Genomic DNA, 25214 nt, shown 5'->3' on the forward strand with positions numbered 1-25214 from the left:
CGGCCCAGGCTCCCGCCCAGGCACCGGCCACCGCACCGGCTGGCGCTCCGGCTTCGGCCCCCGATATCGCCCGCGCCGAAGAGGCCCTGCGTGACGTCATCTCGGCCCTGCGTACGGGACAGATCGACTACATCATGTTCAGCGACGATCTGGCCGAAAAAATCCGCCCGCAGGCCAGCCAGATCGGCAGCCTGCTGAGCCAGTTCGGTAATCTCAAGTCAATCACCCACAAGGCGCAACCGGACGGCGTAGACCTGTTCCGCGTCGAGTTTGCCAATCAGGCGACCGAATGGGTCATCGGCTTCGACAACGAAGACCAGATCGCGGCCCTGCTGTTCCGTCCGGCGCAGGACTGATCCTCAGTCGAGACTGACCTTGCCCCGCCCGCTCTTGATCACAGAGCGGGTGGACTTGGCCTTGAGGCGGCGTTCCTTGGAACTGCGGGTCGGCTTGGTCGGCACGCGATAGGCCTGCCGCNNTCGGCCACCATCTGCTCCAGCCGTTCGATGGCATCCTCGCGGTTGCGTTCCTGCGTGCGGAAACGGGTGGCGGTGATCACGATCACCCCCTCCAGCGTCAGGCGGCTGCCCGCCTTCTTCATCAGCCGCTCGCGCGTGTAGTCATTCAGGCTGGGCGAGTTCTTGGCATCGAACCGCATCTGCACGGCGGTCGAGACCTTGTTGACGTTCTGCCCGCCCGGACCTCCAGCGCGGTAGAAGCGGAACTCCAGCTCTTCATCAGGGATGCGGCGTTTGATCTCGGCCATCACGCCTTCCTTGCCGCACGGGCCGATGCCGCATCCAGCGCCTGAAGAAAGCGCGAACGGTCGGCGTTGGAAAAGGGCGGCGGACCGGATGTCTCGACTCCCATCGAGCGCAGGTGCTCGCCCACCATCCGACCGGCCAACGCCGAGCCGATGGTGTTCTCGCCCAGAACCGTGCCGTTCGGACGGATACATTCGGCGCCCGACTTCAGGCAGCGCTCGGCCAGCGGAAAGTCATTGGTGATGACCACATCCCCCTTGCCTGCTCGCTCGGCGATCCAGTCATCGGCCACATCGGGTCCCGCATCGACCACCACCTGTTGGATCAGGCTTTCCTGGGGCGTGCGGATCCAGCTGTTCGACACCACCCACACCGGCCAGTTCAGGCGGCGCGCCACGCGGTACACCTCTTCCTTCACGGGGCAGGCGTCGGCATCGATGTAGAAGGTCTTGGACATAGCCCCTTCTAGCGCAGCGCCAGACAAACAAAAGGGCATCCGGCCATAGACCGGATGCCCCCAAGCTGAACCTATCGGGTTCTCAGTAGCTATAGCCGTGCGGACGGTCACCCGCCGCATTCGGCAGATAGCGGTCACGCAGCATCAGGTTCCGGGCCTGGAGCGGCTGCTCCACACCATCGATGATGACGGCCTGCGGTTGGCTGAGCGGCTCCAGCGGGTCGCCGGACCACACCACCACATCGCCCGCCGCGCCCGACTTCAACTCGCCGAACTGGCCGTCGAAGCCGAAGATTTTCGCCGGGTTGACGGTGATGGCCGCAATGGCGGCATCGAACGGCAGACCGTGCGAGACGGCATTGCCGGCGTTGTAGCGGATATCGCGGGCGCGGTGGGTCGAACCCTCGTTACCCTTGAGCGCGATGGTCACACCCGCGGCATGCAGGGCGGCGGCGTTCTGCATGCGCGCGGCGCGCATCTCGAAATTGCCCGGCAGATTTGTGGTGGGATGGACCAGCACCGGCACATTGGCGGCAGCGATCTCGTTGGCCACCAGCCAGCCTTCGGCGGCACCGTCGATTATGATCTTCAGACCTTCCTCGCGGGCCAGACGCAGCACCTGCTGGATGTCGGACGCACGGTTGGCCGTGACGATCAGCGGCATACGGCCCTCGACCACCGGGATCAGCGCCTCCAGATCGGCCCGCGACAGCGACAGGTCACGCAGGGAGGAGCGCTCGTAGGCGGTCTTGTTACGGGCATACAGTCGCACCTCGTTCAGGGTTTCCTTGAACAGGACGAACTGCGCGCCGCGCGCGCCACCGGCGATGCGGGCACCGGCCTCGCCGAACGGGGCGGTCATGGCGACCTTGGACTTCACCAGTATGCTGGAGCCGTCCTTGAGGCTGATGACAGCAGCCTGACCTGCGAACAAGCCCGGCGACTGATAGCCGCCGTGACCGGCACCGGCGAACATGTCGTCGAAACCGGAATCGTCATGGCTGTGGCCGCCGCCTGAACCGCCGTGCTGGGGCGTGACAACCGCACGGGTCACACCGCCCAGACGGGCCGTCGGAATGGTGAAGGACCACGGATCGATGCCGTAAGAGACATCGAACGCCGCCGTCAGGGTGTTGGCATTGTTGGACAGGTCGTTCGAGCCGGAGACCGAGCCGACCTCGCTGGCCCCGATACCGGAATCCACGGCGACGATGCCCGGCGTCACGACCTTGCCGGACGCGTCGATGGTACGCATACCGGCCGGGGCCGCACCGCGACCGACCGACACCACACGACCGTTACGGATAACGACCGTGCCGTTCTCGATGACCGAGCTACCGGTCAGAACCTTGCCGCCGGTGATGGCGATGTCCTGAGCCAGAGCCGGAGTGGCCGAGAGCAGAGCCGCCGCTGCGGCGGCGATAAGAGTGGTCATACGCATGATCAGCGGGCTCCCTGCACAACGCCAGCAGCGGGGCGATTAAAGCCCGGTTGGCCCAGTTCGAAGTCGGACACCGGCTGATAGGCCGGATTGTTACGGTCAAAGGCCAGACCACCGTCGATAAAGACCTGATCGGCGCGGGCATAGACCGACAGCGGATTGGCGCTCCAGATCACCACATCGGCACGTTTGCCGACTTCCAGCGAACCGGTCTGGTCATCGATGCCGATGGCCTTGGCGGCGTTCAGCGTGATCCAGCTGATGGCGCGTTCCTCGGAGATATCCAGACCGGCACGGCGGCCCGCCGACAGCGAGGCGGCGGCTTCCTGATTGAGGCGCTGGATCAGTTCGGCATCGTCGGAGTGGATGACCGCGCACGAGTTCGGGGCCGCATCGACGATGGCGGCATTCTCCTCGATGCCGTCCAGGGCTTCCATCTTGAAGCCCCACCAGCCCGTCCACATGGCCGCGCAGATACCGGCCTCGGCCAGTTGCGGCGCGACCTTGTAAGCTTCGATGGCGTGGTGGAAGACCTGGATCTTGAAGCCGAACTCCTTGGCCAGATCCATCATCAGCGCCATCTCGTCGGCGCGGTAGCAGTGGTTCTGCACGAGGATGGAGCCATCCAGCACACCGGCAATGGTTTCCAGTTGCAGGTTGCGGGTCGGGGGCGTGCCCTGTCCGGTCTCGCGGTATTTGTTCCACTTGTCGCGGTAATCCTGCGCGGCGATGAAGGCCGCGCGGTATCCCGCCATATTGCCCATGCCGGTGGCCGGGGTCTGGTTGCGGCTGCCGTAGACGCGCGACGGGTTTTCGCCGCAGGCCATCTTGAGGCCGTAAGGCGCATCCGGAAGCTTCATGGCCTGCATGGTGGTGGCCGGCACATTGCGCAGGGTCACGCCGCGACCGCCGAACAGGTTGGCCGAGCCGGGCAGGATCTGCACCGTGGTCACACCACCGGCTCGGGCGGTGTTGAAACCCGGGTCCTGCGGCCAGACCGAGTGTTCGGACCAGACGTTGGCCGTGTTCGGACCGGTCATCTCGTTGCCGTCGGACATGCCCGTGACACCGGGGGACGGATAGACGCCGAGGTGGGAGTGGATATCGATAATGCCCGGCGATACGAAGCGGCCACGGGCGTCAACCACCTGATGGCCCTGCGGAACGGGAGTATTGGCCCCACCGACCGCCGCGATCCGGCCATCGGTCACAACGACCACGCCGTTCTCGATCTTGCGTCCAGCGCCGTCGAATACAGTCGCCCCGACAATCGCCATGTTCTGGCGGGGCAGCGGGCGATAGGTCGAAGGATAGGGATTGAGGTCCGAGGCACTGTTCAGGCCCGGCAACATGGCCTTGGCCTCAGCACGGGCAGGTGGCGTGTCAACGGAGGACGAGGACGATGCCGCCGTGCCCGTCGTCGAACATGCCGTCAGGATTAGCGCGCCCACGGCGCAAGACAGGATCGCGAGGCTAGGACCTCGCAAGCGATTTACAAACATGGGCGAACCCCCCTCGCGCCCGCAGCCTGCGGGCAGACAACGGGGTGCATTGAAGGAGTGACGCGGCGCGACTGTAAAGGCCGAAATCAGCGTTAGGGCAATCTTTCGCGTACTTCCGCGTCGTTAAGGCCGGTAACCTCAACCATCTTTAATCTGGACTGGCTCCCGCGCGAGAGATTCACGTGACGGCGCGGCACGCCGAGCACCTTGGCCAGCAGGGCAATCAAGGCTGCATTGGCCTCGCCCTCAACCGGCTGGGCCCTCACCCGCACCTTCAGAACCGGTCGCCCTTCGGGATCGACATCCCACCCCTCGACCTTGTCGACATTGGCACGAGGGGTCAGTTTAATAGCGAGGCGGGAAGTCATCGATGTGTCTAAAGCTTAGGCTGGCGCATGTGGACGCTGGCGAGCGCAATAGAGCAAGGTGATGGCAATCCCTATAGCCACCGCCCCGCAGCCAAGCCAGATCGCAATATCCATAGGCGCAAAGGCAAAGGCCGATGCATAGATCAGGCCGCTGATGACCATAGACCAACCCGCTACGCGCTTGGCTTTTCTGGCTCCCTCGGAAGAGGCAAAGGTCTTGGGGATACGGTTACCAAAGGCCACAACCATCAGGCCCGTTGCCCCCAGCACGATGCGCATGGTCATTTCCTGATCGATCAGGCCGCGGGATCGGGCAGAACTGGCGACAAGGGCTAGAACCAGTATGCCGATGCCCCAGCACAGGCTGTTCAATGTTTCTTGTTTCATCACCTTAGTCTCCTGTTTTGGGTGGCTCTGCATCGAGGCCAAAGGAATGGACGAAACCCAGCAGGGCATCCTCCAGGACAGAGAGCTTCAGGTGATAGACGACCGACTTCCCGACCTTTTCCGCGTGCACCAGATCGGCTTCACGCAGAACATTGAAATGGGCCGACATGGTCGGTTTCGAAACCTCAAAACGGTCGCTTAACTCGCCTGCGCTCATCGGCCCCTGTCTAAGGAGTTGAAGAACCCGGCGGCGGGTTGGATCGGAAAGGGCTTTAAATACCTGGCTCACGATGAGACGTTTAGCTAATTATCGAATTGAGTCAATCGAATTTATAACGACGATTTTTAACATGAAAAAGGGCGCAGACCTTAGCGGTACTGCGCCCTCAATCATTTAGCGGCCAAATGGCCTGAACCGCAGGATCAGCCCAGAGCGGCCATCAGTTCCGGAACGACCGTCTTGTAGTCGCCCACGATGCCGAAGTCGGCGACCTGGAAGATCGGGGCGTCCGGATCCTTGTTGATGGCAACAATGATCTTGGAGTCCTTCATACCGGCCAGGTGCTGGATGGCACCCGAGATACCGATACCGATGTAGACCTGCGGAGCGACGACCTTGCCGGTCTGACCGACCTGATAGTCGTTCGGGGCATAGCCAGCGTCCACAGCAGCGCGCGAGGCACCGACGGCGGCACCCAGCTTGTCGGCCAGCGGCTCGATGACAGCCTTGAACTCTTCGGCCGAACCCAGGGCGCGACCGCCCGAGACGACGATCTTGGCAGCGCCCAGTTCCGGACGGTCCGACTTGACCATTTCTTCCGAGACGAAAGCGATCTTGGCACCTTCGGCAGCGGCGATGGTCTCGACCGAGGCCGAGCCACCTTCACCGGCCGCGGCGAATGCGGTCGGACGCACGGTGATGACCTTCTTGGCGTCCGAGGTCTGGATCGTCTCCAGAGCGTTGCCGGCGTAGATCGGGCGGACGAAGGTGTCAGCCGAGACGACTTCCACGATGTCCGAGATCGGGGCCACATCCAGCTTGGCGGCGATACGCGGGGCGTAGTTCTTGCCGTCGGTGTTGGCCGGAACCAGCACGGCGTCGTAGTCGGCGGCCAGCGGCACAACGGTGGCAGTCACAGCTTCGGCCAGGCCGTGCGAGACGCCTTCACCTTCGGCCAGCAGGACCTTGCGCACGCCGTCGATCTTGGCGGCGGCGTCGGCAACGGCCTGTGCGCCCTTGCCCAGGACCAGAACGTCCACGTCGCCCGAGATGGCCTTGGCGGCGGTCACGGTCTTGTGGGTGGTGTCGCGGACGGCCGAGCCGTCGTGGTCAGCAATAACGAGAACAGCCATTACAGAGCACCTGCGTCTTTGAGCTTAGCAACCAGTTCAGCGGCGTCGGCCACCTTGATACCCGCCGAACGCTTCGGCGGCTCGGTAACCTTGAGGACCTTCAGACGGTCGGCCACGTCGACACCGTAGTCGGCGACCGACTTGGTGACGATTTCCTTCTTCTTCGCCTTCATGATGTTCGGCAGCGAAGCGTAGCGCGGGGTGTTCAGGCGCAGGTCAACGGTGACCACGGCCGGAAGCTCGGCAGCAACGGTCTGCAGACCGCCATCGACTTCGCGGGTCACGGTGGCCTTTTGGCCTTCGATCACCAGCTTGCCGGCGAAGGTGGCCTGCGGCCAGTCCAGCAGGGCGGCTAGCATCTGGCCGACAGCGTTGTTGTCGCCGTCGATCGACTGCTTGCCCATCAGGATCAGGTCCGGCTTTTCCTCGTCGACGACAGCCTTGAGCAGCTTGGCAACGGCCAGCGGCTCCAGGTCGGCGTCCGACTGGACCAGAATGCCGCGGTCGGCACCCATGGCCAGAGCCGTACGGATGGTTTCCTGGGCCTGGGTCACGCCGATGGAGACGACAACGATCTCGCTGGCGGTGCCGGCAGCGTGGTGTTCCTTGCCTTCTTTCAGGCGCACGGCCTCTTCGACGGCGATTTCGTCGAAGGGGTTCATGCTCATCTTAACGTTGGCCAGATCAACGCCGGTCTGGTCCGCCTTGACGCGAGCCTTCACGTTGGAGTCGATCACCCGTTTCACCGGGACAAGTATCTTCATGAGACTATCCGCTTGATCGTCGAAAGTTTGGGGGAGGGATTGGACGGTAAGTCCGCGCCTGTCAACGTAACCTAAGGTGAAGTTCAGGCATTCCAATAGGTCATTTTTGATCTATACCGGCCTTATGAAGCGCTTTTTGACCTTTCGCCGGTTGTCGATCATTTTTGCAGGGCTGTTTGCTCTGGGCCTGATTGGCGTCTTTGTGCTGCAACGTTTCTGGGTCGATCCCGAGATCGCCTGCAGTAAAAAAGGCCATTGGTACGATATGGAAACCCGTATCTGCGCACAGCCCATCTATATTCCCGACATTACCGGACGCCCCGAAGGCGTGACCCGCGCCGAGGCCTCTGCCCAGATGAACAAGGATCTGGTGGATAAGGAAGCCCAGCTGGCGGCCTATAACCGCGCACGGCGCGATGCCACCGAAGCCGAACGGGCACGTGTCGAGGCGCTAACGAAAAACTGATCGGCCATGATCAAAAAAGGGCTGCGGTGATGCGTCACCGCAGCCCTTTTCTTATGGTCAGCCATCCAGGCGATCAGCGCGTCGCGCCCGGAACCCATTTGATGTCGTCGGCACCGTTCGCATTGGCGCGGCGCGCCGCCACGAACAGGTGGTCCGAAAGACGGTTCAGATATTTCAGCGCCTCGGTATTAATCTTTTCACCCGCTTCGATCATGGCGACGGTATCGCGTTCCGCCCGACGGCAAAGGGTTCGCGCCACGTGCAGATAGGTCGAGAGCGGAGAACCACCCGGCAGGATGAAGCTGTCGAGCGGTTTGAGGCTCTCGTTCATCCAGTCGATTTCCTGCTCCAGCCGCTCGACCTGCGAGGCGACAATGCGCAGGGCCTCCCATTTGGGCGCAGGCTCAAGCGGGGTGGCCAGATCGGCCCCCAGATCGAACAACTCGTTCTGGATACGGCCCAGCATCGCATCGATACGGTCGTTCTGGGCACTGTGCAGGCGGGCCACGCCGATGGCCGAGTTCAACTCGTCCACCGTGCCATAGGCCGAAACGCGGCTACCGTTTTTGGAGACTTCCTCGCCGGTCGCCAGTCGGGTCGTGCCCTTGTCGCCGGTGCGGGTGTAAATCTTGTTGAGCGTAACCATCGCGCCCTCCCTTTACTGGTTATGCGGGCCTCAGCCCGAGTGGGCCGTCTTGATGGCCATTCCGATGACCAGCAGCACAATGGCTACGGCCTGTAGCAGGACGCGCAGACGCATCAGCTTGTTGGAGCGGCTGCGGGACTCGTCGGTGTTGCGATAAAGGCCGAAAATGCCCAGCGCCAGGGTGACGGTCACGCCGCCGATAGCCAGGAGGATCAGGATATCGATCAGGGTCATGCCTCCTTCTATGGCTTTGCGGTCAGCGGCGCCAGTAGGGCGACCTCAATCAGCGTGAACCGCAAAGGTGCGGCAGGTTGTCGCAATCAAAAGACTCGCCATTGAAAATCGTTTGCAAAAAGAGTTGAGAAGCATTCTCAAATCAGTAAGGGGCAAACATGCGTTTCCTGAAGACCTCCCGTCGTACCCGCCTGCTCGCTGCCACCACCCTGTCTGTGGGTACATTGGCCGCCAGCCCAGCAGCCTACGCCGGTACGTCCGTGGAAACGCCCCTCGATGAACCAGTGCGTGTGTCCGACATCGTCGTGACCGCAGCGGGCTATGAACAGAAGATCGTCGATGCCCCGGCCAGCATCAGCGTCATCTCGGCAGAAGACCTTAGCCAGCGCCCCTACATCACACTGCTGGATGCCGTGCGCGACCTCGAAGGCGTGGATATCGGCGAGACGCGCGACAAGACGGGCCAGGGCACCATCTCAATGCGGGGCATGGGCTCGGACTACACCCTGATCCTGATCAACGGCCGTCGCCAGAACAACCACGGCGACATCTACCCGAACAATTTCGGTGGCAACCAGTTCAACCACATTCCGCCGCTGGACTCGGTCGAGCGCGTCGAGGTGATCCGAGGTCCGGCCTCCACCCTTTACGGTGCCGACGCAATGGGCGGTGTGATCAACATCATCACCAAACGTTCGCTCGATCGCTGGTCGGGGTCGATGACCGCAGGCCGTACCTTCCAGATGGAGGATGAGTACGGTGACGACACGACCTACGACCTGTACGCCAACGGTCCGCTCATCAAAGGCCTGCTGAACCTCAGCGTGCGCGCCAGCTACTATCAGCGCGACGCCTCCAATCCCGTATACGACACCATCAAGGACCCGAACGGCGAGCCGGTGGATCGCGCCCTCGGTTTCGGCGGCGGCGGCAAGACTGTCGATAACGAGAACATCTCGGGCGGTCTGACCCTGACCTATACCCCGACCGCCAACCAGACGGTTACCTTCGACTACGACACGTCCAAACAGAAGTATGACAATGCCATCCGCGTGAATGACCAGGGCATCGAGGAATACCCGGTCGGGACGGTCGACAACTATGGCGCAGCCCTGCGCATCGGTAACAACGGCCGCGTCGAGCCCCGCGCCGGTTATGCCCCGTCGCAGGAGTTCACCCGGGATTCCCTGGCCCTGACCCATGAAGGCCAGTGGTCGTTCGGCAATACCCGTTTGTCGCTGTCGCACGTCTCGACAAGCAACGAGGGCCGCACCCTGCCCTTCTCGGTGGCCGAGCGCCAGTCGCTGCAGGGCCTGTGGAATGCGGCGTGCGTCAATCTCGGGGGAACGGTTGCCGGTAACGGCTTCTGCGCGCCTTCCGCTGCGATGGGCTATCGCAACGCCAATGCTTGGAACAATCTGTCGGAAGCCCAGAAGCTGGCCGTGATGCGTGCCAATCTGTCGCCGCAGCAGATGGCGCAGCTCCAGGCCTTCCTGCCGCGTCCGAAACGCACGCTGGAGAGCGAGCAACTGACGCTGGACGCCCAGTTGAACATGGTCCGCAACTGGTACGGCGAGCACCGCATCGTGCTGGGCGGTCAGGTCATCCGCGGCGAACTGAGCGACGGCGTATTCGGTCTGGAAGCGGGCAATGCCGGCAAGACCCAGGACCACAACATGTACTCGCTTTTTGCCGAGGACACCTGGCAGGCGACCGACGCCTTCGCCCTGACCGGCGGCATCCGCTTCGACGACCACGAAGTTTTCGGCAACCAGTTCAGCCCGCGTCTTTACGGCGTCTATACGCTGAGCGAGGCCTGGACCATCAAGGGTGGCGTCTCGACCGGCTACAAGACCCCCAAGACCACCGACCTATACGATGGCATCGTCGGCTTTGGTGGTCAGGGCACCACGCCCCAGTTCGGCAACCCCGACCTGAAGCCGGAGACGAGCGTCAGCACCGAACTGGCGGTCTATTGGCAGCATCCCGAGGGTCACAACTTCAATGTGACCGTCTTCAACAACGCCTTTGACGACAAGATCGCCACCCAGCCATGCGGTCCGACCCTGCAACTGCAATGCGCCCCCACCGGCGAGTATGCCGAGATCGGCTATGCGCCCACCGCAACCCGCAAGACCAATATCGACGAAGTGGTCATTCGCGGTGCGGAGGTGGCCGGTCGCTGGCAGATCACGGACGCCATCAGCCTGCGCGCCAACTACACCTATACGGACAGCGAGCAGAAGAGCGGCGATAACAAGGGCAAGCCTCTGGGCGATACCGCCAAGCACATGTTGAATGCATCTGCCAACTGGCGCCCGACCGATCGTCTCAGCTTCATGCTGTCCAGCGAAACACGCGCCGACCGCTATGCCTCGACCTATTCGACGGCAGCCCAGGACGTTTACTACAAAGACTATACCGTCCTGAACCTGTCCGGCTCATACGAGGTCAACGACTGGCTGACCCTCAACGCGCGCGTCAACAATCTGCTGGACCGCGATTTCACCTCGTACTCGGCCATCTTCAACGACCTCAACAACGACGGCCAGTACGGTTCCGACGAAGTGTCCTTTATCGACGATTACAACAACAAGGATAAGCGCCGCAGCCTGTGGGTCAGCCTGAACGCGCGCTTCTAGGCCCCGCATCCAGCACTTGCGAAAGGCCACCGGAAACGGTGGCCTTTTTGCTGAGCCAAGCTAAGCCGTTGGTCATAAATCACCGTCATAAGAAGGGGCATGTCCGACCGCGCCATACGAAACCTCGAACATCTTCGTCGCTCAGCATCCACTGCCCGCGTACTGAATCTACTCAAGGTCGCAGATGATCACGGCCACACTGATGAGTGGTCCGAGCGTCCCATGTTCCAGACGCCCTCGCTCAACACTTCGCTGATCATCAAACACCGCCTGCGCCGCAACGAGACGGATTCATTTCCCGGCCGGCGTCAGGTGGCGACCAAATTGGTGCTGCCGATCGATACGACCGACCTGAAGACCGGAGGCCGGTTTGTATTCGTGAACCAGATCGGGTTCGAGCGCGTCATGCTCGAGGCGTTTGGCCTGCCTGCGGAGCATCCGGACATCCGCACGCTGCGCCTGATGGACCAGCTGCCTTCGCTGGACCCCTTCCTGCTGCGCGAACAGCTGCGGCGGGGCGGTGTGGATGCGGCCCCCTGTTACTTTGCCATTTCCGAAGCCGATCTGGCCAAGATGTCGGCCTTTGTCGAGCGCGAGATCGAGCCGCTGGTGTCACTCAGCATCGGGGCCAATGTGGATGCCACCCATTCATCGGCAAGGATGGCCAGCAAGATCCTGTCAAACACACCGGGCGACCGTCTGGAAGCCCTGCGCATGACACTGCGGCTGGAACCGGAACAGTACCAGGAAGGCGTCTTCTGCTGGAAAGGCTTCCTCTATTACAAATGGTGCCTCAACAGCCTGATGCAGGACATCGTCAAGGTTGCCGACGAGGTGGCCACCGTTACCCCGTGGGGGCCGGTCGATCCCTCGGCCCGCGAGTATATCAAACGCGGTCGCGGCGTTCTGCGCAGCAACATCATGCAGACCTGCGACAAGGTCAGCCAGACCCTGAAATACTATGACCACGCCTATGCGGGCCTGACCCAGCGGGGCGATCCGCTGGCCTTCCGCGACTTCCTTCTGGAAGCGCCCAGCCTGTTCAGCCGGCTGGGCGACCAGCTGGGGGCCATCCAGCATATCGTCAGCTTCTGGCGCTTCCGCTTCAAGGCGGGCAGCCCGCCCGTTCAGGTCGACGAGTTGATCGACATCTTCATGGATTTCGAAACAGGGCTCATGGGTCGCAACTTCGACGATCTGGCTGCCGAGTTTCAGGTTTGAGCCACAAAAAAGGGTCGGTGTTTCCACCGACCCTTCTTCGTTTTCCGATAACCGGAACCGCGTCTTAGTAGCGGTAGTGTTCCGGCTTGAACGGGCCTTCGACCGGCACGTTGATGTATTTGGCCTGCTCTTCGTTGAGGACGGTCAGCTTGGCACCCAGCTTGGCCAGGTGCAGGAAGGCGACCTTCTCGTCGAGGTGCTTGGGCAGGGTGTAGACCTTGTTCTCGTACTTCGAGGCGTTGGTCCACAGTTCGATCTGGGCCAGCGTCTGGTTGGTGAACGAGGCCGACATCACGAACGACGGGTGACCGGTGGCGTTACCCAGGTTCACCAGACGGCCTTCCGACAGCAGGATGATCTTCTTGCCGTCCGGGAACTCGATGTGGTGCACCTGCGGCTTGATCTCGTCCCACTTCAGGTTCTTCAGGCCAGCGACCTGAATTTCCGAGTCGAAGTGACCGATGTTGCAGACGATGGCGTTGTTGCGCATGGCGCGCATGTGCTCGACGCGGATGACGTCCTTGTTGCCGGTGGTGGTGACGAAGATGTCGGCCTTGTCGGCGACGTCTTCCAGCGTCTGGACCTCGTAACCTTCCATCGCGGCCTGCAGGGCGCAGATCGGGTCGATTTCGGTGACGATCACGCGGGCGCCGCCGTTGCGCAGCGAAGCGGCCGAGCCCTTGCCCACGTCGCCGTAGCCGCAAACGACTGCGACCTTGCCCGACAGCATGACGTCGGTGCCGCGGCGGATGGCGTCAACCAGCGATTCACGGCAGCCGTACAGGTTGTCGAACTTCGACTTGGTGACGCTGTCGTTAACGTTGATGGCCGGGAACGGCAGTTCGCCGCGCTCTGCCATCTGGTACAGGCGGTGCACGCCGGTGGTGGTTTCTTCCGACACGCCGCCGATGGCGTCGCGGATGGCCGAATAGAAGCCCGGCTTCTCGGCCAGATAGCGCTTCATGACCTTGTAGAGGGCTTCTTCTTCCTCATTGGTCGGGTTGTCGAGGACCGACGGGTCCTTCTCGGCCTTCGGGCCAAGCACGCACAGCAGGGTGGCGTCGCCGCCGTCGTCGAGGATCAGGTTCGGATAGCCGCCGTCAGCCCATTCGAAGATCTTGTGGGCATAGTCCCAGTATTCTTCGAGGGTTTCACCCTTGAGGGCGAAGACCGGCGTGCCGTTGGCGGCGATAGCGGCAGCGGCGTGATCCTGCGTCGAGAAGATGTTGCACGAGGCCCAGCGCACTTCGGCACCCAGCGCTTCCAGCGTCTGGATCAGCACGGCGGTCTGGATGGTCATGTGCAGCGAACCGGCGATACGCGCGCCCTTCAGCGGCTGCGAGGAACCGTATTCCGCACGCAGCGCCATCAGGCCCGGCATTTCGGTTTCGGCGATGGCGATTTCCTTGTTGCCGAAATCGGCCAGGGAGATGTCGCGTACGATATAATCGGTCATGCGGAGGGGTCTCTTATGTCATGCGCCCGCAGGCGAATTGGCATGGAACGGCAGTTTGCTCTGCCTGCCTATACCGCGCCTGCCCGCTCAGGGCAATGATCATATAAAGAAGTCCTTATATGATTGAGCGCGACAATCCCTAAATCTTTGATCCAGATTAAGGTTCCGTTGGGGAACGGCCCTTATGGACAAGCTTGGCCTTGAGAAAACAGTGCTGTCGGTGCGGGGCCAGCACCGCTGTAGGGGTAGTTGCGTATGTCGATTCAAGCGCTTGACCATCGCATCCAGTTCATGGGCATGGGTGCTCCCAGCCCAGCCTATATGGCTGTGGGGCCGGTAATTGCAGAAGCCCTGCCCAAGGCTCTGGACCTGTTCTATGACCGCGTGCGCCAGGAGCCCGAAACCGCCCGCTTCTTCAAGGACGAGGCACATATTTCGGCGGCCCACGCTGCACAGCGGGTGCACTGGAAGGCGATCATTGAAGGTCGCGCCGATGCCGAATACGCCGAGTCAGTGCGCTCAATCGGTCGGGTTCACGCCCGTATCGGTCTGGAGCCGCGCTGGTACATCGGTGGCTACAGCGTCATCCTCGCCCATCTGACACGCGCCATTTCCGAGCGCCCGCGCAAGCTGTTTGCCAATCGCAAGGCGCATGACCGAAATACCGCAGACGCCATTGCCGAACTGACCCAGCGCGTTCTTCTGGATATGGACATGGCCATCAGCGTCTATCTGGAGACGCTGGCCGAGTCCCGTAACCGCGCCGAACGCGCACAGGCCGAGGCCGAGGCTCGCCAGACGCAGGTGGTGAAGGCTTTGGGCCGCGCCCTGCACGATCTGGCGGAGAACGACCTGTCCACGACCATCACCGACAGTTTCCCGCCAGAGTACCGCTCGCTGCAACACGACTTCCACGCGGCGACCCGGGCCTTGCGCACAGCGGTGCGTGCTGTGGCCGACAGCGTCGAGAGCCTGAGCGCCGGCTCCAGCCAACTGGCCGTCGCCTCCGAAGATCTGGCGACCCGCACCGAACGTCAGGCCGCCAATCTGGAACGCACCGTCCATGAGGCCGATGCCATCGCCCAACAGGTCGCGACCTCTGCCGACGGTGCCCGCCAGACCGCGCAGGCCGTCGCCGAAGCCCGACTGGATGTGCAGGAAACCACCACCATCGTTGCGGATGCCGTCAAGGCCATCCACGCCATCGCCGACTCCTCGGCCGAGATCGCTCGCTTCACCAGCCTGATCGACGAGATCGCCTTCCAGACCAACCTGCTGGCCCTGAACGCCAGCGTCGAGGCTGCCCGTGCGGGCGATGCCGGTCGCGGCTTCTCGGTCGTGGCACAGGAAGTGCGGGCCCTCGCCCAGCGTTCCGCAGCGGCTTCTGGCGAAATCCGCGGCCTGATTTCGACGTCTTCGGCCCATGTTTCGCGTGGCGTCGATCTGGTCGAAAAGACGGGGGATGCACTGGAGCGTATCGGTGCCAAGGTCGTAGCCGTAGACGGTTTGGCCGGCAGCATCGCCCATTCCGCACAGGAACAGGCCGAGGCACTGGACCGTGTCCGTAGGGCGATGGGCGAAATGGACGACATCACCCAGCAGAATGCCGCCATGACCGAAGAAGCGACCGCTGCGGCCCGACAGCTGGCCAATGAGGCCCACATCCTCAATCAACAGGTGAGCCGCTTCAATCTGGGTCAAAACGAAGCCTCCATCCGGCTTGCGGTCAGCAACACCGAAGCCGCCTGAATCAGAAACAACTACCGTTCCTTGAACGGGGGGTTGGGTTTCTTCTCCAAGGCGAGTACCAACCTCCCCTTCTACCGGAGGAGAGTGATTTGGCCGACGACCGCTTTGAACCCGCTGTTGTGACCCGCGAGCTGTCCCAACCGCGTCATAACTGGACGCTGGAAGAGGTCGAAGCCCTCTTTGCCCTGCCCTTCATGGAGCTGGTCTATCGGGCGGCTACGGTCCATCGCCAAAGCTTCGACCCCAGCGAAGTCCAGAAAAGCCAACTGCTTTCAGTGAAAACGGGCGGCTGTGCCGAAAACTGCGGCTACTGCTCCCAGTCCGCCAGTTTCAAAACCGGCCTAAAGGCCGAAAAGCTGATGGAGCCGGCCACAGTCATCGCCGAGGCGATGGCCGCCAAGGCCGGTGGAGCCAGCCGCTTCTGCATGGGCGCGGCTTGGCGCGAACTCAAAGACCGCGATACGCCCAAACTGGCCGCCATGATTTCCGGGGTGAAGGCTCTGGGGTTGGAAACCTGCGCCACGCTGGGAATGCTGAGCGCCGATCAAGCCCGCCAGCTCAAGGAAGCGGGTCTGGACTACTACAACCACAACCTCGACACCGGCCCCGACTATTACGATCAGGTCGTCACCACACGCACCTATGACGACCGACTGAAGACGCTGGAATACGTACGCGATGCAGGTATGCGCACCTGTTGCGGCGGCATTGTCGGCATGGGCGAAAGCCGCCGTGACCGCGCAGGCCTGCTGCATGCCTTGGCGACCCTGCCCGTGCATCCCGACAGTCTGCCGGTCAACGCATTGGTGCCCGTCGGCGGCACGCCCCTGGGCGAGCGCGTGCTGAAAGAAGGCGAAATCCACCCTGTCGAGTTCGTTCGCACTGTCGCCGTGGCACGTCTGGTCTGCCCGAAATCAATGGTGCGACTGTCCGCCGGACGTGAGGGTATGAGCGAGGAAATGCAGGCCCTGTGCTTCCTGGCCGGTGCCAACTCCATCTTTGTGGGCGGCAAACTACTGACCACCCCCAACCCCGAGGAAGATCAGGACGACGCCCTGTTCCGCATGCTGGACCTCAGGCCCATGCCTCAGGCGGCAGAACGCTAGGGGATCAGGACGAGCGTCCGCGTCGGGTCATGGCCGATGCGGGCGCCAGTTGGATACCGCGCTGCTCCAGACCGGCGACCCAGCGGGCCGCCGTCTCGACCGTCACAGGATAGCTGAAGCCGCTGCCGAAGGCGCTGCCATCGGTCTTGGCCTGGACCTCAAGGGCGTGGAGCTGACGCAGGATGGAGGCTGGTGACTGGTCCTCGTCAATGATCCGGTCAGCCGTCGCGCGGGCGAATGCCCCCGGACGGCCCGACAGAGTCCCATCATCAAGGAACGCCAGACCGCGCTGGCGCAGTTGCGACATCATCGCGCCGGTCGGGCCTTCCGCACCGGCGAAACGATCCCCCAGATAGTTGGTCACGCCATAGTAGCCAACGGCCCGCGACAGCAGCCAGTCCAGCTTGACGGACACATCATCCGCCGAACTGTTGGCCAGCAGGGTGTAGGGACCGGGGTCATTGTTGGGATAGCCGGTCGGCTCCATCGGCAGTTCCAGCAGAACCTCGTGGCCATAGGAGCGGGCCATGTCGATCCAGCGCTGCAGGCCATCGGCATAGGGCACAAAGCTGAGGGTCACCTCGGCGGGCAGGCGTTCGATCGCGGCGCGGGTGGTCACTGCGTTCAGGCCCAGACCGCCCACGACCAAGGCGACGGTCGGCTTACCGTTCGGACGGAACGGGCGGGCATAGGCCTGCGCCGGAACACGGCCATCGGCGGCGATACGCGGCAGCGGACCTTCCGGGCCCGGTTGATGCAATCCGGCAATGGGGGCTGCGGGCAACGGGTCCGGCTGACGCACGGGGGCCGAGAACGTGCCGCTCGAAGATACACTGGCTCCATCCGGCAGGGTGATGATGGCTTCGTCCGAACCCGCCATCCCCTCACCCTCGAGACCTTCAATGGCGGCGTCCTGATACAGGTCCATGCCCGAGAAGCCGAAGACGTCCTGACCGCTGGCCACCTCGATCGGGGATTTCTCGGCCGTCAGCCGCACGCGGGCCGAGGGCATGCCGGCCCGCTCGTCTCCGACCAGGGCGATGACGAGTGCCACAGCACCGACCACGCACAAGCCTGCCGCCCCGACAATTACTTGCGGGCGAGCCAAGAGGGCTTGGCTGATACGTTCCATACGCGACTGCGTCGGTGTTCCCGCCGCAGCGGCAAGCGCAGATTGTCGCTTAGCGAACATGGTCACAGCAATGCTCGATCAGTCATGGGGGGAGCTGCCGCACGGACGGCAACCTTCACCCATGATCAAGCCACGTCGGGGTTAAGAAAGCCTAACGTTTATTCACCACGTTGGACAAAAGCCGGAACAGCGCTCGATTAGTCCTGATCCGGCTTGATTTCCGGCTCGACGGTCACGGCGGGCTCTTCACCCGTGTGCACGATAATGCCCTGCGGCGGAGGCGGCAGTTTGGACAGATCGCCGCCAACCTTCAGCACATCCATTGCGCGCTGCAGCTGATAGTCGGCATCCTTGTCATAGTCGGCACCCGGCGCTTCATTGGGTGTATGCGGACCACGACGCTCGGCACCGATGGAAGAATCCAGCGCCGTCGCATAGGCCGCTTCCGAATAGATGAAGCTGGAACGGGCAATAACCTTGGCTTCGCTCTCGCTGCGGGCGACTTCCAGATCAGGCTCGATACCGATCTTCTGGATTGAGCGGCCCGAAGGGGTGAAATAACGGGCCGTCGTAATGGACACGGCACCGTCCTGACCGCCACGCAGGGGAATAACGGTCTGTACCGAACCCTTGCCGAAAGAGGTCAGGCCCACGACCGTCGCGCGTTCATGATCCTTCAGGGCACCGGCGACGATCTCCGAAGCCGAGGCCGAGCCATAGTTGATCAGAACAACCAGCGGCAGACCGCCCGTCAGATCGCCGGGCTTGGCCCACCAACGCTCGATGTTCTCGGGCTTGCGACCACGCTGGCTGACGATCTCGCCGCGCTCGAGGAAGGCATCCGAGACGGCCACGGCCGCCGTCAGAAGACCGCCACCATTGTTGCGCAGATCAAGGATGAAGCCCTTCAGGGCTGGCTTCTCGGCCTTCAGCTTGTTGATGTTCTCGATCAGCTCGCGTTCGGTATTCTCGTTGAACAGCGAGATACGCAGATAGCCATAATCGCCTTCAATACGGCCCGAGACCGAGTTTACCTTGATGACTTCACGGGTCAGTTCGACCTCGCGGGCATCCTCGCCATCGCGCAGGAAGGTGACCTTGATCGACGTACCGGCAGCGCCGCGCAGTTTGTCGGACACATCGCTGACGGTCATGCCGGCCGTGGACTGGCCGTTGATGGCGCTGATGACGTCGCCTGCCTGCACGCCAGCACGGGCCGCAGGGCTTTCGTCCATCGGCGAGACGACCTTGATCAGCGGACCGTCAGCGGAAATCGTCAGGCCGACACCCGAATACTGGCCTTCGGTGCGTTCACGCAGATCGCCATAGGCCTTGGGAGCCAGATAGTTGGAGTGCGGATCCAGGGCCGTCATCATGCCCGACAGCGCCGCTTCGATCAGCTTCTTGTTATCGACAGGAACGACATAGACCTGCTCGACGATGCCCAGAACATCGCCGAACAATTCCAGCATGCGGAATGTCTCGTTGCGTGGGGTCTGGCTGGCCACAGCCGCCGCGGAACCACCCAGGACCAGGGCCGCGCAGCCCACGAGAAGCAATTTACGCATTCGTCTTCTTTCCTGCGGCCACCGGGGGCGACCGAAAACCATTCGATGTGATCCTGACGCGCAACCGGCCAGCTTACAATCGGTAGACACCGGATTTTTTGCAGGTTTCGCGTGTTGTGCGAACAAAATCCTGCGGGATCAGTCCATCCAGGGCGCAGGGTCGATCGGGCGCTCGCCACGCCTCAGCTCGAAATAGGCCTCACCATCATCGCCCGTACGGCCAAGCACCTGCCCTTCGGCCACGCGCTGTCCGACTTCGACATCGACATTGTCCATCCCCGCCAGCACCGCACGCCAGCCCGGCCCGAGGTCCAGAATGACGATCTCGCCCCATTCACGCATCTGCCCCGCAAACAAGACACGGCCCGGAGCCGGAGCCGAGACTGTGGAGTTCGCCGCCTGCCAGCGCCAGCCCACAGAGCCCTGGCCGTATTTTTGGGCCGGCACCGCCTGAAGCGGACGCACCAGACGCTCGCGCCCTGCCGGATGACGGGACACGGTTTCGGCAGGACGGTCATCGACCGACGGCACGGCACCGCCCACCTCGCGGATGCGCGCCTCCAGCGCTGCGGTGGCGCGTTCGGCCCGTGATGCCTCGGCCCGCAGGACAGCCCGCAGCGCCGTCTTTCGCGCGGTCAGGTTTTCGATCTCCGCGCGTCTCTGGTTCTGGGCACTTTCAACCGTAAAGAGCTTCTCGCTGGACAGGGCCGCAAGGCGACGGATGCGGTTGATCTCTTCCTGACGCTCCACCAGCACGCTGGTGCGTTTCTGGATTTCAGGCGTCATGGCACGGATCATGATATTGGCGCGCACCGTATCGCGCGCCCGCTCGGCCGGAACCAGCAGCGGCGGTGGCGGCTTGCGCGACATCATCTGCAGGGCCGACAGGAGACGCCCCTGCGCCGCGCCTTCACGTGACATCTGCGCCAGCAGATGCGCCTCGCGTTCTCCCAGCTCTTTCAGACGGGCGCGTTGGGCTTCCATCTGCAGGTCATCGGCAGCCTCCTCGCCACGCAAGGCCACCAACTGCGCATCCAGCGACACCAGATCTTCGGCGGCCTGCGCTGCCTCGGCGCGAAGGCGACGGGCGCGGGCCAACTCATCACGGTATTCCGCATTCAGCCGCGCCAGCTCTTCGCTCTGTGGCGCGCGCGCACTGTAGACCACGCCTGCCGTTGCCAGCACCAGTGCACCTGTCGCCACAATGAGGAGAGCGGATCGGGTCATCAGTCCCGATGATAAGGTGATCCGGACAGGATCGTCACGGCCCTATAGACCTGTTCCGCCAACATGGCGCGGGCCAAGGCATGCGGCCATGTCTGGGGACCGAACGCCAAAGTCGAGCGGGCCACCTCGCGCACGCGCGGGTCCAGCCCGTCCGCGCCGCCGATCACAAACACCAGCCTGCGCTCGCCCTGGTCGCGAAGATTGCCGATGTGTTCGGCAAAGGCACGGCTGGAATAGGCCTTGCCGCGTTCATCACAGGCGATCAGATGCGCGCCCTCGGCGGCGGCCAGCAAAAGCTCGGCTTCCGGTCCCTTGCCCGCCTTGCGCGGCTCAAGATCAATCAGTTCGAGGGGGCCTAGCCCCAGCGGCCGACCCGCAAGGGTCGCCCGCCGGGCATAGTCGTCTGCCAGAGTGGCTTCGGGCCCGCGGCCCGGCTTGCCGATGGCGGCAATCGCCAGCTTCATGGCCTAACGTCCGTCTGGGTCAGTTACGGCCAGCGCCACGGTGTGCGCTGTCGACGGCCCAGATCTTTTCGATGTTGTAGAAGGTGCGGACTTCCGGACGGAACAGGTGAACGATCACGTCACCGGCATCCAGCAGCACCCAGTCGCAGTGCGGCAGGCCCTCGACCTTCACCTTGCCGAGGCCCTGTTCCTTGAACAGGCGCAGCAGGTGGTCGGCCAGAGCACCGACGTGACGGTGCGAGCGGCCCGAAGCCACGATCATGGCGTCGGACATCGGGCTCTTGCCGCGCAGGTCGATCAGGACGATGTCCTGTGCCTTGTCGAAATCAAGTTTGGCCAGAATGGCGTTTTCCAACTCGGTCGCGCCGGTCGGCAGAGGCTGGCGGTCACCAGCGTCATCCTCGTTGGACTCGTCGTCAAACTCGCCCGCGTCCGAATGGAGGGGATCGAGGGCGTCCGTATCACGCTCTGCCGTCTGGGCAGTGACGTCGTGCGCATCGTGCGCGGATTGGGGGCTCAGCGGAGGGCTCCAATAGGGTTTACCAAAGCCCTACTATAGCACGGCCTGCGGATAACGTCACCCGTCCTGCGCGGTTCGCTTGCGGGCCGCGCGGATCGCGGTGGAGGATCGCGGGTTCAACGGCGCGACCAGATAGGTCCAGGCAGGGGCTTCGAGACTGGGTAGAAGCCCCGCCTCGTGTGACGGTATGCGGAACCGTCCAAACCGTACCGCCGCGGGCGCAGAACGGCTGTCCAGCAGGCTTCCGGGGCGGGCGATGACCGCCATCGGCATCAACCGCATGATGTCGGTCCAGCCCCGCCAGCGATGGAAGCCGGCAAGGTTGTCCGACCCCATCAGCCAGACAAAGTTCACGCCCGGATGACGCGCGACCAAAGTTCTAAGCGTATCGATGGTCCATTGGGTGCCGATACGGGTCTCGACATCCGAAACAATCATGTTCGGACCGACCGTCTGGGCGACCTCGCGCGCGGACTGCATACGCTCTTCCAGCGGTGCCATCTCATGCGTGGATTTCAGCGGATTCTGCGGAGAGACCAGCCAGACCACACGATCCAGACCGAGGCGGCGCATGGCCGTTTCGGCGACATGGGCATGACCGTCGTGGGCAGGATTGAACGACCCACCGAACAGGCCGACCTTCATCCCCGGCGTCAGATACAGTCCATCACGCAGGGCCCCGGAGCGGGGGCCACTGCCTTTGGGGGCGGGACCGGCATGGAAAAACGACAAGGGCAGCTCTGCGGCTAGGAGATCTACAGCGGCTTATGCTCAACCGTGCCCTAACATGAGCCATTGCCCCTGTCGCGGCCTAAAAGCAGATAAGCTTACCTGACGGAAATCAGAATTCGCGCCAGCTGGAACCCGGATCACGCTCGCCCGGCTGGGCCAGCTGCTGGCCCCAGGTGATCATCATCAGGGCCTTGTGGCTGCGGATCTTGTACTGGCCGATCATCGGGGTCACTGCCCCCAGCGGCAGACCTGTACGGGTGTCATAGATAAAGCCCGAAAACTCGGCCACGCCCATCCGGTCGCGGTTCGAATAGATCGACACCTCCGGGATGGAGACGACGTTCAGCGCCTCGTTGATCGGCACGCGCATGTCAGGAATGCCGAAGACGCGACGCATCTGCTCCAGCGACAGGGCCGTAGCGCGGACCTCGAATACCGCGTCGGATTCGCCGCGCTCGCGCACGATCGCATAGCCCGCCTCGGACAGGGCGGCCCGTATGGCACTGATCGCGTATTTGGCGTTCTCGGCGACGAAATAGGTTTCGTCGACATAGACCCGCGCCCCTTGCGGGATCGGCAGGGTCAAGCCTTCGACGGCGCGTTCCGCAGCACGGTTGACGAGCAACATGTCCGTCGCCGTCCGTGCGGGATTGGTCTCGGTGACCGAGGCGCATGCAGTCAGAGCGGCCATTGCGGTGGCGATTGCCGCTACCGTCAGGCCCTTGCGGATAACTCCATGCGCCATCGCCATTACCAGACGCCCGTATTGGGCATGGACGCCCACGGCTCCGCCGGAGCCAGTCGTTCGCCCTTTTGCAACAGCTCGATCGAGATGTTGTCCGGCGACCGGATGAAGGCCATCCAGCCGTCACGCGGCGGGCGGTTGATGGTTACGCCACCCGCAGCCAGCTTTTCGCAGGCCGCATAGATGTCATCGACCTCGAAGGCGAGGTGGCCGAAGTTGCGGCCGCCGTCATAGTCTTCGGTGTCCCAGTTATAGGTCAGCTCGACTTCAGGCTGCTTTTCGGCGCGGGCGCGGCCTTCATCTTCCGGCGCGGCCAGATAGACGAGGGTAAAGCGACCCGCTTCATTTTCGATACGGCGTGTTTCGACCAGTCCGAGCAGATCACGGTAGAAATGCATGGAGGCGTCGAGGTCCTTAACGCGGACCATAGTGTGTAGGTAACGCATGAACTGCCTAACGCTTGTAAACCGGAAAAGTGGCGAAAGGGCTCAGTGCGCTTCCGGCGGACGTGCCGCAGGATCGAGGTATTCGATCTCGTCGTGGTGGTTTGCCGACAGAACGAAACGGCGGTCGCAATAGGTGCATTCCACCGAGGTGTCCTCACCCATTTCCAGATAAACCAGAGGGTGCCCCAGAGCACCGCCGCCGCCATCGCAGGCAACGCGTTTCTGCGTGACCAGAATTTCTTCAGCTTGAGGGATAAGGGCGTCAGAGTGGCGCGGCGGCATGGCTAAATCCTCGGGAAGGCGTTTGCGCCTTCCTAGGCTTACAGTGCGGCGAGGTCAAACCGCCAGCGCGCCCCTGTCGTCAGCTGGACCGGGCAAGATTGCCCTTCACGCGACCGAACCAACGCGCCAGCTTCTCGCGGCGGCGGGCATAGAAGCTCAGACCCAGGCAGGCCGCACCGATCCACAGGCCGGCTTCACCCACCACACCGAAAACACCCGCCATCGTCAGGCCGACAGCCATCGAGACATAGGAAGCCTTGATCGCAAAGAACGAGGCCACGAAACCGGCATAACCCAAGGCACAGAACCCTAGAGCGATGAAGCCGAAGGTGCGCAGTCTGGGCGAGCGCTTGGCGGAAACATTGTTCGATACAGGAGCAGAAAGGGTCATTGGTTTTGTCCAGAGTACTTGTCTATGTGTCAATCAACCTTTACACACCCAACTCGCACTATGTCAAGCACACTTGTCAGACCTTTTTCTGATTTGACGGCTTTGCTATGCGGCCTTTCGTCCCTACCTATCGGGACGATCCGTCACACACCCTGATGTAAAGTCCGCTGCATGACCGCTGCCAACGCCCTGCCCGAAAACGCCATCGAAGTCCGTGGCCTGAAAAAGACCTACAAGGGCAATGGCAAGGCACCGGCCAAGGTTGCCCTGCGTGGCGTGGACCTGACGGTCAAACGCGGCTCGATGTTCGGCCTGCTGGGGCCCAACGGTGCGGGCAAATCGACGCTGATCAACATCATCGCCGGCGTGGTCAACAAGTCCGAGGGCTCGGTCAAAATCTGGGACCGCGACATCGATACCCATTCACGCGATGTCCGCTCGGCCCTGGGCGTGGTGCCGCAGGAAATCGTCGCCGACGTCTTCTTCACCCCGCGCGAAAGCCTTGAGGTGCAGGCGGGCTTCTATGGCGTGCCCGCGAACGAGCGCCGCTCGGACGAACTGCTGGCCGCTCTTGGCCTGTCGGACAAGGCCAATGCCTATGTGCGCCAGCTTTCGGGGGGCATGAAGCGCCGCCTGATGGTGGCCAAGGCGCTGGTCCACAATCCGCCCGTGCTGATCCTCGATGAGCCGACAGCGGGCGTTGACGTCGAACTGCGTCGCCAACTTTGGGACTATGTCCGCAAGATCAACGAGGAAGGCGTCACGGTCATCCTGACGACCCACTACCTCGAAGAAGCTCAGGAGCTGTGCGACACCATCGCCATCGTCAATCGCGGCGAGGTGGTCACCTGCGAACCGACCCAGCAACTGCTGCGCCGCCTGGACACACGCAATGTGGTGGTGGTGCCGGAAGACCCGATTTCCACCCTGCCCGATCTGGATGGTTTCACCGTCTCCGCCCGCTCGAACGGGGCTTTTGCCGTGACCTACCGCACGGGTGAATCGAGCGTAGAGGCGGTGCTGTCCGCCGTACGCGGCGCGGGCATCTCCATCCGCGACATCACGACCGAAGATCCGGATCTTGAAGACGTGTTCCTGGCCCTCACCTATGGCGACAGCAGCCGCCCTGATCCGACCAAGGACTGACCGCG

At 62.7% G+C, this 25214-nt stretch carries 28 protein-coding genes and 1 pseudogene; 7 read left to right on the forward strand and 22 right to left on the reverse strand.

The genetic code is table 11. The features are described from left to right. A partial coding sequence (locus tag B3H86_RS12150) for a hypothetical protein (RefSeq protein WP_292054284.1) occupies positions 1-356 on the forward strand: 356 nt, incomplete at its 5' end. Positions 357-359: 3 nt separating this feature from the next. Here the strand turns inward: B3H86_RS12150 and arfB are convergent. From arfB to B3H86_RS12195, 9 genes and pseudogenes are all read right to left on the reverse strand, one after another. Continuing rightward, a pseudogene (gene arfB, locus B3H86_RS12155) lies at positions 360-766 on the reverse strand (alternative ribosome rescue aminoacyl-tRNA hydrolase ArfB). Continuing rightward, positions 766-1221 carry a YaiI/YqxD family protein gene (locus B3H86_RS12160; protein WP_292054286.1) on the reverse strand — a complete coding sequence of 152 codons (456 nt, stop codon included), beginning with the start codon at positions 1219-1221 and terminating at the stop codon, positions 766-768. The pseudogene arfB and the gene B3H86_RS12160 overlap by 1 nt, the downstream one beginning before the upstream one ends. 82 nt (positions 1222-1303) lie before the next feature. Beyond that, positions 1304-2662, reverse strand: coding sequence for an amidohydrolase family protein (locus B3H86_RS12165; protein ID WP_292054287.1), 1359 nt, complete (start codon positions 2660-2662; stop codon positions 1304-1306). A 2-nt stretch (positions 2663-2664) separates the two neighbouring features. Further along, on the reverse strand, positions 2665-4164 hold the full coding sequence (locus B3H86_RS12170) for an amidohydrolase (protein ID WP_292054289.1): 1500 nt from the start codon (positions 4162-4164) through the stop codon (positions 2665-2667). A 92-nt stretch (positions 4165-4256) separates the two neighbouring features. Beyond that, entirely contained in the window at positions 4257-4532 is a 276-nt protein-coding gene (locus B3H86_RS12175; protein ID WP_292054290.1) for a DUF167 family protein, read from the reverse strand. Positions 4533-4547: 15 nt separating this feature from the next. Then, positions 4548-4919: an SdpI family protein gene (locus B3H86_RS12180; protein WP_292054293.1), complete on the reverse strand. Its 372-nt coding sequence runs from the start codon at positions 4917-4919 to the stop codon at positions 4548-4550. Between the two features lie 4 nt (positions 4920-4923). Beyond that, positions 4924-5208 carry an autorepressor SdpR family transcription factor gene (locus tag B3H86_RS12185; RefSeq protein ID WP_292054294.1) on the reverse strand — a complete coding sequence of 95 codons (285 nt, stop codon included), beginning with the start codon at positions 5206-5208 and terminating at the stop codon, positions 4924-4926. Between the two features lie 134 nt (positions 5209-5342). Next, positions 5343-6272 (reverse strand): electron transfer flavoprotein subunit alpha/FixB family protein, encoded by a 930-nt coding sequence (locus B3H86_RS12190; protein WP_292054296.1) that lies wholly within the window; start codon positions 6270-6272, stop codon positions 5343-5345. Next, on the reverse strand, positions 6272-7036 hold the full coding sequence (locus tag B3H86_RS12195) for an electron transfer flavoprotein subunit beta/FixA family protein (RefSeq protein WP_292054298.1): 765 nt from the start codon (positions 7034-7036) through the stop codon (positions 6272-6274). The genes B3H86_RS12190 and B3H86_RS12195 overlap by 1 nt, the downstream gene beginning before the upstream one ends. A gap of 151 nt (positions 7037-7187) precedes the next feature. On the opposite strand from B3H86_RS12195, the gene B3H86_RS12200 reads away from it, so the two are divergent. Further along, positions 7188-7502, forward strand: coding sequence for a hypothetical protein (locus tag B3H86_RS12200; RefSeq protein ID WP_292054301.1), 315 nt, complete (start codon positions 7188-7190; stop codon positions 7500-7502). A gap of 73 nt (positions 7503-7575) precedes the next feature. Here B3H86_RS12200 and B3H86_RS12205 read toward each other — a convergent pair whose 3' ends face one another. Further along, the gene (locus B3H86_RS12205) at positions 7576-8148 is read right to left on the reverse strand and encodes a cob(I)yrinic acid a,c-diamide adenosyltransferase (protein ID WP_292054302.1); all 573 of its coding nucleotides are present in this window, start codon (positions 8146-8148) and stop codon (positions 7576-7578) included. Between the two features lie 30 nt (positions 8149-8178). Next, entirely contained in the window at positions 8179-8382 is a 204-nt protein-coding gene (locus B3H86_RS12210; RefSeq protein WP_292054305.1) for a twin transmembrane helix small protein, read from the reverse strand. Positions 8383-8540: 158 nt separating this feature from the next. Here B3H86_RS12210 and B3H86_RS12215 point away from each other — a divergent pair, with 158 nt between their 5' ends. Both B3H86_RS12215 and B3H86_RS12220 read left to right on the forward strand, forming a co-directional pair. Further along, positions 8541-11024, forward strand: a complete 2484-nt coding sequence (locus tag B3H86_RS12215) for a TonB-dependent receptor domain-containing protein (RefSeq protein ID WP_292054307.1) — start codon at positions 8541-8543, stop codon at positions 11022-11024. 99 nt (positions 11025-11123) lie between these two features. Further along, complete coding sequence (locus B3H86_RS12220; protein WP_292054309.1) at positions 11124-12245, forward strand: hypothetical protein; 1122 nt, start codon at positions 11124-11126, stop codon at positions 12243-12245. A 64-nt stretch (positions 12246-12309) separates the two neighbouring features. Here the strand turns inward: B3H86_RS12220 and ahcY are convergent, their stop codons facing one another. Next, positions 12310-13701, reverse strand: coding sequence for an adenosylhomocysteinase (gene ahcY, locus B3H86_RS12225; protein ID WP_292054310.1), 1392 nt, complete (start codon positions 13699-13701; stop codon positions 12310-12312). Between the two features lie 255 nt (positions 13702-13956). On the opposite strand from ahcY, the gene B3H86_RS12230 reads away from it, so the two are divergent. Next, on the forward strand, positions 13957-15450 hold the full coding sequence (locus B3H86_RS12230) for a globin-coupled sensor protein (protein WP_292054312.1): 1494 nt from the start codon (positions 13957-13959) through the stop codon (positions 15448-15450). A 119-nt stretch (positions 15451-15569) separates the two neighbouring features. Next, complete coding sequence (gene bioB, locus B3H86_RS12235) at positions 15570-16556, forward strand: biotin synthase BioB (protein WP_292054357.1); 987 nt, start codon at positions 15570-15572, stop codon at positions 16554-16556. A gap of 4 nt (positions 16557-16560) precedes the next feature. On the opposite strand, the gene B3H86_RS12240 is transcribed toward bioB, so the two are convergent. The 10 genes from B3H86_RS12240 to B3H86_RS12285 form a co-directional block, all read right to left on the reverse strand. Further along, the gene (locus tag B3H86_RS12240) at positions 16561-17688 is read right to left on the reverse strand and encodes a divergent polysaccharide deacetylase family protein (RefSeq protein ID WP_292054313.1); all 1128 of its coding nucleotides are present in this window, start codon (positions 17686-17688) and stop codon (positions 16561-16563) included. A 197-nt stretch (positions 17689-17885) separates the two neighbouring features. Next, on the reverse strand, positions 17886-19256 hold the full coding sequence (locus B3H86_RS12245; RefSeq protein ID WP_292054315.1) for a S41 family peptidase: 1371 nt from the start codon (positions 19254-19256) through the stop codon (positions 17886-17888). A gap of 138 nt (positions 19257-19394) precedes the next feature. Then, complete coding sequence (locus B3H86_RS12250) at positions 19395-20483, reverse strand: murein hydrolase activator EnvC family protein (RefSeq protein ID WP_292054317.1); 1089 nt, start codon at positions 20481-20483, stop codon at positions 19395-19397. Continuing rightward, positions 20483-20947, reverse strand: a complete 465-nt coding sequence (gene rlmH / locus B3H86_RS12255; protein ID WP_292054318.1) for a 23S rRNA (pseudouridine(1915)-N(3))-methyltransferase RlmH — start codon at positions 20945-20947, stop codon at positions 20483-20485. The genes B3H86_RS12250 and rlmH overlap by 1 nt, the downstream gene beginning before the upstream one ends. 19 nt (positions 20948-20966) lie before the next feature. Beyond that, a complete protein-coding gene (rsfS, locus tag B3H86_RS12260) occupies positions 20967-21467 on the reverse strand; it encodes a ribosome silencing factor (protein WP_292054359.1) in 501 nt (166 codons plus the stop codon). A 57-nt stretch (positions 21468-21524) separates the two neighbouring features. Beyond that, positions 21525-22199 (reverse strand): nicotinate-nucleotide adenylyltransferase, encoded by a 675-nt coding sequence (locus B3H86_RS12265; RefSeq protein WP_292054321.1) that lies wholly within the window; start codon positions 22197-22199, stop codon positions 21525-21527. Positions 22200-22308: 109 nt separating this feature from the next. Beyond that, entirely contained in the window at positions 22309-22983 is a 675-nt protein-coding gene (locus tag B3H86_RS12270) for a DUF6655 family protein (protein WP_292054323.1), read from the reverse strand. Beyond that, entirely contained in the window at positions 22950-23390 is a 441-nt protein-coding gene (locus B3H86_RS12275) for a VOC family protein (RefSeq protein WP_292054326.1), read from the reverse strand. Before B3H86_RS12275 ends, B3H86_RS12270 begins: the two co-directional genes overlap by 34 nt. 42 nt (positions 23391-23432) lie before the next feature. After that, positions 23433-23672 carry a zinc-finger domain-containing protein gene (locus tag B3H86_RS12280; RefSeq protein ID WP_292054327.1) on the reverse strand — a complete coding sequence of 80 codons (240 nt, stop codon included), beginning with the start codon at positions 23670-23672 and terminating at the stop codon, positions 23433-23435. Positions 23673-23751: 79 nt separating this feature from the next. Next, entirely contained in the window at positions 23752-24063 is a 312-nt protein-coding gene (locus B3H86_RS12285) for a hypothetical protein (RefSeq protein WP_292054328.1), read from the reverse strand. Positions 24064-24234: 171 nt separating this feature from the next. Here B3H86_RS12285 and B3H86_RS12290 point away from each other — a divergent pair, with 171 nt between their 5' ends. Beyond that, positions 24235-25209: an ABC transporter ATP-binding protein gene (locus B3H86_RS12290; protein WP_292054331.1), complete on the forward strand. Its 975-nt coding sequence runs from the start codon at positions 24235-24237 to the stop codon at positions 25207-25209. The last annotated feature ends 5 nt before the right edge of the window (positions 25210-25214 follow it).

The organism is Brevundimonas sp. UBA5866 (genome assembly GCF_002432125.1).
GTDB lineage: Bacteria > Pseudomonadota > Alphaproteobacteria > Caulobacterales > Caulobacteraceae > Brevundimonas.